This is a genomic window from Alteromonas sp. 4NH20-0104, assembly GCF_057547795.1.
This window is the reverse complement of record NZ_BAAJLP010000023.1, coordinates 1-12,130: the sequence shown is the minus strand read 5'-3', so window position 1 is coordinate 12,130 and position 12,130 is coordinate 1. Positions and strand designations below refer to the sequence as shown.

General features: G+C 42.6%; 9 protein-coding genes. 8 read left to right on the top strand and 1 reads right to left on the bottom strand.

Going from position 1 to position 12,130, the window contains the following annotated elements:
- Nucleotide 1 precedes the first annotated feature (1 nt).
- The 8 genes from AC27IB_RS15915 (at nt 2) to AC27IB_RS15880 (ending at nt 11,017) form a co-directional block, all read left to right on the top strand.
- A complete protein-coding gene (locus AC27IB_RS15915; protein ID WP_487122120.1) occupies nt 2–2,788 on the top strand; it encodes a glycosyltransferase in 2,787 nt (928 codons plus the stop codon).
- A 49-nt stretch (nt 2,789–2,837) separates the two neighbouring features.
- A complete protein-coding gene (locus AC27IB_RS15910) occupies nt 2,838–4,664 on the top strand; it encodes a hypothetical protein (RefSeq protein WP_487122118.1) in 1,827 nt (608 codons plus the stop codon).
- A 55-nt stretch (nt 4,665–4,719) separates the two neighbouring features.
- Entirely contained in the window at nt 4,720–5,598 is an 879-nt protein-coding gene (rfbA, locus tag AC27IB_RS15905) for a glucose-1-phosphate thymidylyltransferase RfbA (protein ID WP_487122116.1), read from the top strand.
- Between the two features lie 70 nt (nt 5,599–5,668).
- A complete protein-coding gene (locus AC27IB_RS15900; RefSeq protein ID WP_487122114.1) occupies nt 5,669–6,466 on the top strand; it encodes a polysaccharide lyase in 798 nt (265 codons plus the stop codon).
- Between the two features lie 133 nt (nt 6,467–6,599).
- Nucleotides 6,600–7,145, top strand: a complete 546-nt coding sequence (gene rfbC, locus AC27IB_RS15895; protein WP_487122112.1) for a dTDP-4-dehydrorhamnose 3,5-epimerase — start codon at nt 6,600–6,602, stop codon at nt 7,143–7,145.
- 9 nt (nt 7,146–7,154) lie between these two features.
- A complete protein-coding gene (gene rfbD / locus AC27IB_RS15890) occupies nt 7,155–8,009 on the top strand; it encodes a dTDP-4-dehydrorhamnose reductase (protein WP_487122110.1) in 855 nt (284 codons plus the stop codon).
- 22 nt (nt 8,010–8,031) lie between these two features.
- Complete coding sequence (rfbB, locus tag AC27IB_RS15885) at nt 8,032–9,120, top strand: dTDP-glucose 4,6-dehydratase (RefSeq protein ID WP_487122108.1); 1,089 nt, start codon at nt 8,032–8,034, stop codon at nt 9,118–9,120.
- Nucleotides 9,121–9,256: 136 nt separating this feature from the next.
- Nucleotides 9,257–11,017, top strand: coding sequence for a glycosyltransferase family 2 protein (locus tag AC27IB_RS15880; RefSeq protein ID WP_487122106.1), 1,761 nt, complete (start codon nt 9,257–9,259; stop codon nt 11,015–11,017).
- Here AC27IB_RS15880 and AC27IB_RS15875 read toward each other — a convergent pair.
- A complete protein-coding gene (locus tag AC27IB_RS15875; protein ID WP_487122229.1) occupies nt 11,014–11,751 on the bottom strand; it encodes a hypothetical protein in 738 nt (245 codons plus the stop codon). The genes AC27IB_RS15880 and AC27IB_RS15875 overlap by 4 nt on opposite strands.
- Between the last annotated feature and the right edge of the window lie 379 nt (nt 11,752–12,130).

Here is a 12,130-nt window from a genome sequence, read left to right as displayed (position 1 = left end):
AATGGCTAAGCCTGATTTTGGAATTATCGTTGATAAAGACTTTTATCTGGCTACCTATCCGGATGTAGCCGCTGCAAAAGTTGATCCTGTTGTCCATTTTAAACGCCATGGTCGCTACGAAGGCAGATTGCCATGCCCCATCCCTGCTTTACCTCTGGAGAGGGATTTATGGGCGAATGCCTTTTCTCCCGGTTGTTTTTTGGACGGATTGCGCTTACAGGCTGAGCAAGATGATATAAACAGTATATATGCTGCGAGTGTGCTCGCAGCTTACTTCCTATTTCAGACCAAATACGAAGTAGCTTTACAATATTCAGATAAAGTCATCTCTCAAATACACATAGCTTCATTACTAAAGAATCACTCGGCCCTTTTTTTGGTTGCTTTTGAAGGTGCCTACTATAGTGGTGACCTGAACAAGGCAAATCAACTGCTAAGACATAAAGGGTGGAAGCCATCTAATGCTAAACTTTTAGCTAAGCAAATGCTGGCAAAAAATGAAACTGGATTGGAGTTTCTTAACAAAATATATAAAAGAAACAGGCTTCAGACTCTGGAATATGCAGATCACGAGGATAAATTTCAAAGTCTTTCTGCTATTGATAAGCCATTGCGTTCTTTCTTAAACAATTTTCTACGGCCCACAGACTTAAAACAGACGACAGTTACAATAATAGTGCCTCTTTACAATGCCGAACATACGATTGGGGTAACAATAGAGTCTCTGTTATCCCAAACCTGGAAAGCTATTGAGATCATTATAGTAGATGATTGTTCTACTGATGGCTCCCTTGACGTGGTTGAAAAATTCAAGAGTCACTCAAATGTTAAGGTAGTGTCTAATGTAATGAATTCTGGCGCATATCCTACCCGAAATCGTGGGGCACAATTAGCCAGTGGTCAATTTATTACAGTAATGGATGCTGATGACTGGGCACATCCGCAGAAAATCGAAAAACAAGTACTTCCATTACTTAAGCGTCCCGACCTCGTAGCTACGGTATCACACTGGGCAAGGTGTAATAGCGACCTGGAATTTTCCAGATTGAGATTGGATCATTCATGGATATACAGAAATATATCTTCCTTGATGGTCCGCAGATCAGTGTTTACTGAGATTGGATATTGGGATGCCCTGAGAGCCGGAGCTGATACAGAATTCTACCTGAGATTGATCAGTCAGTTTGGTGAAGAGGGCGTATTAGAAGTTTGTCCTGACATCCCTCTCTCTTTCGGCAGGATTCATCAGAACTCTCTCACACAGTCATCAGCAACGCATTTGGTTACCCAGTTTGGCGGCTCGAGGCAGGAGCATTTAGCGTATGCGAGAGTGTGGCATTTAAACGCGGAGAAGCCTCTAAAGTTCAACGATAAATGCCGTCCATTTCCGGTTCCAATTGATCTTTGTCCGGCCATCAGTGGAAGTGCTCAGGAAGAAGAACTAAAGCGTTGGCAAAGTGCTTTCGATAATGAATGGTATTTACAAACTTATACACAGGTAAACCGGTTAGGATTATCTATCCATGAGCATTTTTGGATTAATGGAGAGCGTGAAGATTTATCACCTTCGTCATTATTCGTTCCGAGCGCTTACCGCTATGTAGCATGTGTAATATCAGATGTGTCTCCAACCTGGAAAGCTCTGATATCTGGATGGAGCTTCGACACGCCTGTTTCTGTGAGTGGGGAATCCAGCAATTTGGGAGGGCATATTGCTTTGTTTGCCCATAGTCTTTCCAAGGAAGTATTTGGGGCTGAATTAAGTTTTTTGAACGTAGTTATTGCAGCTTTTAAGTCAGGTTCTTCAATAACAGTTTTTTTACCTAATGCTTTAAATCAAGATTACGTAAGTGAAGTAAAAAAGTATGTAAATGAGATAGTGTTCTTACCTCTCTCGTGGTTTTGTAAGGATAAGCCTCATTCGGAACGTATCGTAAGTTTTCTGACTCGTTATTTCACTGAGTATGGGGTTCATCTAGTTTACATAAACACCATTATGCTATTAGAACCCTATATTGCAGCGCAGCAAGCTTCGGTTCAGGTACTTACCCATGTTAGAGAGTTGCCGGAGCAAGATGAGCATCTGCGAGGATTATTGAATGAATCTGCTGATGAAACATTATTGCGCCTTTGTACCTGGTCTGATTTTTTTGTGGCTAATTCATTATTTACTGCCAAATGGTTAGGAGAAAAAGAGAATACCTTTATTCTTTATAATCAGGTTGAAGAGCCGGAGTATCTTTCTCCAATAGATAAAACATCACCTTTAAAGGTATGTATGTTGAGCAGTAATACTCTGAAAAAAGGGATAGAAGATTTTTATTCCATAGCCGAGCAATGTGCTCATACTAATATTGAGTTCAACCTTTTTGGTCCTGTTACAACGGATGTAATGGCAATGGAGAAAAAATTTACCAGAGCCAAAGTGAGTAAGCGCGGGTATGTTCAATCACCGGAGTCTGCAATTCAAGAGAATGATATCGTGCTGTCTTTATCATGGTTCCAAGAGTCGTTTGGACGAACTGCTGCAGAAGCGATGATAAATGGACGAGTCATAATTGGTTATGACTGGGGAGCGATAGGGGAAGTTGTAGGTGATTCTGGTGGCCTTCTAGTTCCTTACAAGAATAAGGAACTTATAGCTGCACATATCATGGCGCTCTCTACAGATAAGGGAAATTTGGTTAAGCTTGCTGAATCTGCTCGGGAAAGAGCTAAACTATTGTTTTCGAGTAAGGCTTTCGAATCAAATTTTCGACTGATTATGAAATCAATTTTTGATAAATAGATTTTGAATATTCCTTTAACCTTAAAGTATTGCATTACTGGCTTGTCGAATGAAATTTAAAATTCATGTCGGTCCTCCTAAGACCGGCACTTCAGCTATACAGCGTTGGTGCCTGGAGCATAGGGATATTTTACTTGCCAATGGTGTTTTGTATCCAGAGCACGATGTTGATGAAAATGGGGTGAGTTCAGGTAACCTATTGAGTTTATTTGAAAGAAGCGAATCAGCTGAGTTAACCTTTTCCAGGAAAAAGTTTGATGAATTGAAGTGTCAGGCCGAAACACTTGGTGTTGAAACTATTTTTTTGTCTTCTGAGTTCTTTTTCAAACAAATTCCGATTTTGGCTGATGCTATTCCTGATGCAATGTTTGTTGCTTATATCCGTTTTGAGTTAAGTCTTCTTGAGTCGGGTTATAATCAGTCAGTAAAAAGACATGGTATGGGAGATACTCTCAAAGTACCTGACACTATAAAGTCTAAATCTTTGGCGTTAATCAGCCAGTACGTTAAATGTTATGGAGAAGCACGATTTAACCTCAGAGCTTATGGTCAGGAGACTTTTGACGGTGGCAATATCGTGTCTGATTTAATGTCGGCTTTATCGATTTCCTTAAAGAACGAAGAGGATATTTCAAAGCCTCAAAAAATCAATACTGGTTATTCTTTAGAGGGGCTGGAATACAAACGTTGGTTCAATAATTTGAATGCCTCCTTTCTACAAAATCAGCTCGATAAGTTTTTACAAAGTGAAGCGCGAGATGCTGATTTAGAATATTCGATTCTTTCCGGCTCTGATTTTTGGCGCTTGAGAAAGTCGCTTTTAAGAGAACTGAAAATTTTCTGTAAAGACCATAATGTTCACAATAAGAAGGCATTAATAGAAAACGCTGAAGCATTTGAGCAGTGTACAGTTCGAATGCAGCACATAGGGTTAAATAGTTTTAGAAGTTTGACGAAACAATTCTTAGAATTTGATGCAAGTAATAGAGAAACTCTGCAACAATTTTTAGAGAAGAATGAAGGACAGTCTCACTCATCTCAAGACAATCGACGTTTACGTGAGATAGAGCATCTTCTTTCAATCGGCGCTGATAAGAAGGCCGTGAAGAAGCTTGAGCTTGCTCGGTTTTATAGATCTGCTACTAAAAAGGTCTCAGAGCTGACACACCAGCTAGTTTTAAATACACTCGGCCGTGCTGGGAAACAGAAAAAAATGGATTCTGCAGGGGGCCGGAACTCCTTAGGACAGTCGGACGAATCCCTTATTCTATCTTTTGACATACCGTGCGTCGGAAGCCAAAAATTCGTCAGTAGCTTACATCATACGTATGGTCAGCACCGCCTCTGCGTTTGTAAAAAAGATAATTACAACATCCTGATGCAAAGAGGTGCGCCAAAAGATGTAAAAATAATACATGGTCACGCCACGTTAGTAAGTAAAGTATATCGTCAATACCCTGGAGCGATAAGTATTTGCTGGGTTAGAGATCCGTTAGAAAGACTATGGATTCATTATCATTCTATCTTACAAAGTGAATTCCCTGAGAATTTATTTAAAGAGCTGATGAATCTTTCTGCAACAAAGAAAATTGTCAATGATAAGTATCTCTTTGTTGCAATGTTGGAAGACCCTGCCTTCATCAATTTGAGAGATATTTATTCGAAATGTTTGGGGCCAAAGATCCATAGTTTTGATTTTGTTGGCTCGATAACAAATTATGATAGGGACATAAAAAAGCTTGAAAATATCCTAAGGGTAAAGCTTCAGTTTGCAGGCTTAAACTGTGACCTCGAGCAACCGGCCCTACCTGCGGATCTTCTCAAATATAAAAGTTTATTGAAGAATGATTATGATTTAGTCGAATCTTACCTATGATTTAAGTAGAGTGTTTCGGAGAATTCTTTAAAAACGTTTTTGGTTTGGAATAAATATGAGAAAAGGAATAATTTTAGCGGGCGGTTCAGGAACAAGGCTTCATCCGCTGACTAAAGTCGTTAGCAAGCAGCTTATGCCGGTTTATGACAAACCAATGATCTACTACCCGTTGTCTACATTAATGATGTCTGGGATAAGAGATATCTTGATTATTACAACTCCAGAAGAACAAGCAAGGTTTGTTGAGCTCTTGGGAGACGGCAGTTTATGGGGACTGAATCTGAACTTTGCGGTTCAGCCTTCACCAGATGGCCTCGCTCAGGCTTTTATTATCGGTGAAGAGTTTATAGACAACAGCAGTTGTTCTTTGGTACTCGGGGACAATATCTATTACGGTCATGATTTGCGGCATTCCCTAAAAAACGCCAACGAACAAACAGATGGGGCCACCGTTTTTGGTTACCACGTAAACGATCCTGAGCGTTACGGCGTTGTTGAATTCGATGATAACTGGAATGCGTTATCCATTGAAGAAAAACCAGCCATTGCTAAATCAAATTATGCAGTAACCGGCTTGTACTATTATGACAAACGCGTTGTAGATTTTGCTAAAGAGGTTAAACCTTCCCGTCGTGGTGAGCTTGAAATCACTGACCTTAATAATATGTACCTTCAAGATGGCTCACTCAAAGTCGAATTGATGGGCCGGGGTTCAGCTTGGCTGGATACTGGTACTCTGGACAGCCTGCTTGATGCCGCAAATTTCGTGGCGGCTATAGAGAAACGCCAGGGTTTGAAAATCTGTTGTCCCGAAGAAGTGGCTTTCCGCATGGGATATATCAATGCTGAACAGCTTGAAAAATTGGCAGCTCCATTATTGAAAAGTGGCTATGGCACTTACCTGCTAAAAGTTCTTAATGATAGAGTTAAGTAACAGTGACAAAAGGCTTAATTAAGTTTCATGGGTAAAACACTTAGAAAACGAAATAACGAGGATGCAAAATGTGTTTTCCAGGCTAACTAAGTTAATTCTCTTAGCTTTGTGCTTAACCGCACTCGTTTTTTTGCAGGATTTATTCCCAGGAAAACAAGAAAAAGCAGATTCATTATATTTACAAGACTTTGAAGGTCTTTCGCTTGATAAGCATTGGTTTAGTCCTAGCTTGTTATTACAGCGAAACCAAGAACATAAAAGAAATGAGTTATTATTACGTCAGAAGTATGAGCCATCTTCTACAGGTACACCTTTTGTAGGAAAACGTTTTAGGTTAAAAGAAAGTGTAAAGGAAGCAACACTTATATTTGATATGAAGTTTGATTCTGAGTTTGAGTTTGTCAAAGGAGGAAAGCTTCATGGTTTGGGAGGCGGCACAGCCACCACAGGATGTAAAAGTATCGATCCAAATGGTTGGTCAGTTCGTTTGATGTGGCGTCAAGAGGGCAAACCAGTGTTGTATATTTATGACCAAGATAGAAAAAGCCGCTGTGGAGATGATGTAACGGACTCAACAGGTTTTACTTTTGAAAAAGGGGTTTGGTACAAGATCGCAATTGGTATAAGACTCAATTCCTCGGTCGGTAGCTCTGATGGCGCTGCTGGTTTGCTAATTGATGGTAAGAAATTGATAGAGATTCAGGATTTGAATTTAACTGGAAATATGAATTCAAAAATTGATTATTTTATGTATAACTCCTTTTACGGTGGAAATGATCAATCTTGGAGTCCTTCAAAAGACACTTATATTTTCTTTGATAATTTTCAAGTTAACGCCGGAAGTGTATTTAGCTCACAGGCTTTGTAAAAGCTGTTGATCTCGAATAATTGCTGATTTCAGGAAGTCTTAATTTGCAGTTCAACTTCGAACTTCCTTGTCAACTGAGTCAACATTGAGCAGTCCGTATACAGAGAAAAACACCCCAAAGGGTTATTAAACAATGAACGTAGTTAAAACAGACATCCCGGATGTCAAAATCATTGAACCGCGCGTGTTTGGTGATGAGCGTGGTTTTTTTATGGAAACCTTCCGTACAGACTGGTTTAAAGCCGAATGTGCTGACGTAGAATTCGTACAAGATAATCACTCGAAATCTAAACAGGGTATTCTGCGCGGCTTGCATTATCAGTTAGAGCAAACCCAGGGCAAACTGGTTCGGGTGGTGTCTGGCGAAGTATTCGATGTCGCAGTGGATATGCGCAAAGATTCTGAAACATACGGCAAATGGGTAGGCGTATTCCTTTCTGCAGAAAACAAGCGTCAGCTTTGGGTACCTGCAGGATTTGCCCATGGTTTTTATGTTACCAGTGAATCGGCAGAGTTCGTTTATAAGTGTACCGATTATTACCACCCTGAGTCTGAAGTCTCGGTGAAATACGATGATCCGACTATTGGTATTCAATGGCCGCTGGTAAATGGCGAAGCGCCGTCTTTATCAGGCAAAGATGAGGCCGGCACGGCATTTGTCGACGCGCCTGCGTTTTAAGGAAGAATCATGACTAAACTCGTGGTTATAGGTAAAAGCGGTCAGCTAGCCTGGGAAATTGCTCGCCTGGTACCACAGGCAGTGTGCCTTGGTCGGGAAGATATGGATATAGGTTCAAAGGAAGATATTGCCGCAAAGCTGGATGATATTAAACCTGATGCAGTGATTAATGCCTCAGCCTATACCGCGGTGGATAAAGCCGAGTCCGATGAAAAAAATGCTTACTTGCTTAATCAAACTGCGGTAGCCAACCTGGCGCAATATTGCAAAAGCCATAACGTGTTTTTTGTGCATGTATCTACCGACTATGTATTCAACGGCGAAAAAGGCTCACCCTACACGGTAGATGATGCCATTGAGCCTCAGGGCATGTACGGTAAAACCAAGGCGGCGGGTGAGGCTGAAGTGACTTCGGTTCTTCCAGAAGCAAGTGCCATTCTGCGTACATCCTGGGTGTATTCCAGCCACGGCAATAATTTTGTGAAAACCATGCTTCGCCTTATGGCTGAGAAGCCTCAGCTAGGCGTCATTGACGATCAAATTGGCAGCCCTACCTGGGCGAAAGGCCTGGCGCGTGCATGTGTGGAAGCCGCTTCTCAACGCACAGTAGGTATCTTCCACTGGTCTGACGAAGGCGTATGCAGTTGGTATGATTTTGCCATCGCCATCCAGCAATTAGGACTGGAAAAAGGCTTGCTGGAACAGGCGGTGCCTGTAAAGCCAATTCCCAGCTCGGCTTACCCAACGCCGGCAACACGCCCCCATTACAGCGTACTGGATAAAACCGTAACGCGTGACATTTTTACCTCACCACTTAACCACTGGCGCGAACAGCTAAGCGCTATGATGGACGAGTTAGTGTAAGCGCAGCAGAGAATTAAAAAAGATGACAGTAGCGAAAACAATTATTGTAACAGGTGGCGCAGGCTTTATCGGTTCTGCAGTTGTGCGCCATTTAATAAATGATACCAACCATAAAGTGGTAAACCTCGATAAGCTGACTTATGCGGGAAATCTGGAGTCTCTGAAAGAAGTGGACTCAAGTGAGCGTTATCATTTTGAAAAAGTCGATATTTGTGATGGCACTGAAGTAAAACGTGTTCTGGATACGTATCAACCGGATATCATTATGCACTTGGCTGCGGAAAGTCATGTTGACCGTTCCATCGACGGCCCGGGTGAATTCATTCAAACTAACGTCGTGGGTACTTATGTACTGCTTGAGCAAGCTCGTGCTTACTATGCTCAGTTAAGCGATGAGAAAAAATCCGGGTTCCTTTTCCACCATATTTCCACCGATGAAGTGTACGGCGACTTGCCGCATCCGGATGAAGTGGCTGCGGGAACAGAATTACCTCTGTTCACCGAGGAAACGTCTTATGAACCAAGCTCTCCTTATTCGGCATCTAAAGCTGCTTCCGATCATCTGGTTCGCGCGTGGCTAAGAACTTTTAAATTACCAACAGTGGTGACTAACTGTTCTAACAACTATGGCCCTTATCATTTCCCGGAAAAGCTCATTCCGCTGATGATCCTAAATGCGTTAGCTGGTAAACCTCTGCCCGTATATGGTAAAGGCAACCAGATTCGCGACTGGTTGTTTGTAGAAGATCACGCCAGGGCGCTGGTGGTGGTGGCCACACAGGGCGAAATTGGCGAAACCTATAATATTGGTGGTCACAATGAAAAGCAAAACATCGAAGTAGTCCATACTATTTGTGACATCCTCGATGAAGTGAAACCTAAGACCGAAGGCAGTTACCGTGACCTCATCACCAGCGTAGCTGATCGTCCCGGCCATGATATGCGCTATGCCATTGATGCGAGTAAGATCGAGCGTGAACTGGGTTGGTCTCCGCAGGAAACCTTCGAAAGTGGTATAAAGAAAACCGTGGAATGGTATCTCAATAACACCACCTGGTGGCAAGCCGTATTAGATGGCAGTTATCAGGGTGAGCGCCTGGGTAAAGTGTAGGCCAGGCTCTTATTGAACTAATAAATGTAAAGGGGCTGTTTGCCCCTTTCTGCTTTTTGCGGGATACTGCCCGCCAGAAGCTAGTCCAAAAGAGCGACTGGATAAAAACTAATCATGGATTGTGAAATCTTCGCGCATGTCTGTTAAAAAATACTCAATGATGGCGATTAAGGCGGGAATTGGTCTGGTACCAAAGCCGGTGCGTAACTTTGCTAAGAAGAATCCGGCGTTAACGTCTTTTTATAGCCGCTCACTTCAAAAGTCGGGTTTGTTTTACGGTATTCCGACTAAGAAAAAACTGAAAGCGCTTTATAACCAGTCATTAGCTAAGCAAACCAACGATATTAACCACATACTGGCTGATTTGCCGGTGCAACAGGCTAAATTCTCAGTCGCCATTATTGGTAATGATGCCCTTGGAATATCGAAAACCCTTGCTTCATTAGCTCAGCAGTCAGCCTATATCGAGACCGTGCTTGTACAGGGCACGTTGTTCAAACAACAAAGTAATACGAAAGCGTTAAATATTACTGCGTTTAACCATCTGACTGATGAAACTGTAACGTCAGAGGATGTGCCCTTATTACTACTAGAATGTGGTGATGAACTTCAGGCATCAACGCTAGCGATCTTGGCTCGTCAGCACATTACCACTTTATTATTTGTTGATACTGATGAAAGAACCTCGGGCAACTCTTTTGAAAACGCACGTATGCTGCCAGACTGGAACCCGGATTATCAGTTAACCTATGGTTATATTGAGACTGGCGTCGTAGTGCCTGCTGAATGGCGAAAAGCGCTTAGCACCACAACAGCCAGGTTCATAGCGGGTCTCGTTAGTGAGTGGTGGCTCAGTAAGCCGGATATTAAAGTGGACCATTTTCCTTATGCTTTAGTTCATCGCCCCGACAGTAACGCCAAAAAGCGTGCTCAGCTTAAAGAGATTACCCAACTCATTCACACTATCGACGCTCGGTCCCGGCTTGTGTCGGATAAACTCGTCAACGTTATCCAATGGCCAATATTCAATACGCCACTGGTGTCGCTCATCATCCCCACTAAAAACGCCAAAGAGTTAGTCAAAGATTGCATCGAGTCGATCCTGAATAAAAGTACCTATCAGCACTATGAGATACTGCTGGTGGATAATAATTCAGATGAGCCTGAATCCCTGGCTTATTTCGAGGAACTCAATCAGCACGAGAAGATCCGGGTTCTAAAATACCCGCATCCTTTTAACTACTCGGCGATCAACAACTTTGCAGTAAAGCATGCCAGGGGCGAAGTGATCGGTTTGATCAATAATGATATCGAAGTGATCACCCCGGACTGGCTGGAATATATGGTTGGTCATGCGTTAAGAGCAGATATAGGTTGTGTGGGCGCAAAGTTAATGTATGGCGACGACCGCATTCAGCATGCCGGAGTGGTACTGGGTTATGGCGGTGGCGCAGGGCATGCACACAAGTACTTCCCGCGCTATCATCCCGGATACATGAACCGACTCATTGCCTCGCACAACTACAGTGCCGTGACCGCAGCGTGTTTATTGATTAAAAAATCTTTGTTTGAACAAGTTGGCGGTTTAAACGAAACCGACCTGACGGTGGCGTTTAACGATGTGGACTTTTGCTTACGAGTGAGAGCATTAGGCGTAAGAAACCTCTATTGTGCCGAAGCGGAGTTATACCACCATGAATCGGTATCCCGCGGGTTGGATGTCAGTAAAGAGAAAATGGCAAGGTTTAATGCTGAACTGGACTACTTAAAGGCTAATTGGTCAGAAGTGATTGAGCATGATCCGGCATACAATCCAAACCTCACGCTGCGCCGGGAAAACTTTTCGATTAAAGATCAAAAAGAGTGGAATGACTTAATAGCCAGGCAGGATAATTAATTATCCTGCTGCATTGCTGCGCTGTACTCTTCTTCGCTGGCACCACCATTAATAGCAAAGCGCTTAAGTGACTCTTCATCTACACCGGCCTGGTGAGCTGCTTCGATAATCTTCCGTACCTGTTCCCGTTGCTCTCCTGATTCACGAACAGCCGTAGTCACTACTGCTTCAGCTTCGCCCGGAAATACAGCCAGTAACGCATCGACTACATATTCACCAACCAGAGGCACAGCACGAATAGCACTCGATAAAATGTCCACTAGCTCATTGGGATGTTCAGTAGTCAGCGTTTGTACAATGGTATCGGCAGAGTCCGGCTCAGTAAGCACGGCAACGCGCACTATATCTTTCAGTTGTTCCGGATTCGAATGGGCAGCGGCACCTACAACGAAATCCACATAGCTGGGGTCAGCCTGAATGGCGAGCTCTACAATGTTAGGGCAGCTGCTTACTTCTTTATCTATAGCAATCTTAACAATTTTAGAAGTAGCGGTAGGTTGCGAAGAAATCGCCGCGTGGATGATTTCCTGATAATTATCCGGATATAAATCCAGTGCTGTTGCCACAATGGTTTCAACTTCATTAGGATAATTACTGGTAATCGATCCAACTGCCCGACCCACCGACATAGACTGACTAACCTGGCGCTTAATAAAAACCTGCAGCACCTTATTTTCATTTTCTTTAATGGCACTGTCTGTAATAGCAAAAGCGCAGTGGCCGGTGAGCAACATCAGCGAACCAAGGATATAACAACAACTACGATTCATGTTCAAACCCTACTTTTAGTAGTAAAGAGACTTTTTAGCTAAATTTTGAACAGCACTTTTCAATTTAGTTCAATAATAGCTGACAAAATTGTCACATTGGTTACAAAGTATCCGTTCGATCACAAAATTACAAGAAATGTTAGGTATGGGTATTGACCTTTAATTATAAATCTCTAAAATGCGCCCCACTTCAACAGGGAACGCCCAAACAGGCTAACCCGGCATATGGTGAAAGCCTTATGTGAAGCGGTATACAGCGACAATGCTTCGAAAATAAATTTTCAAAAAAGTGTTGACGCAGAAAACCAAAAGCGTATTATACGCATCCCGCTTCGGCAGGTTC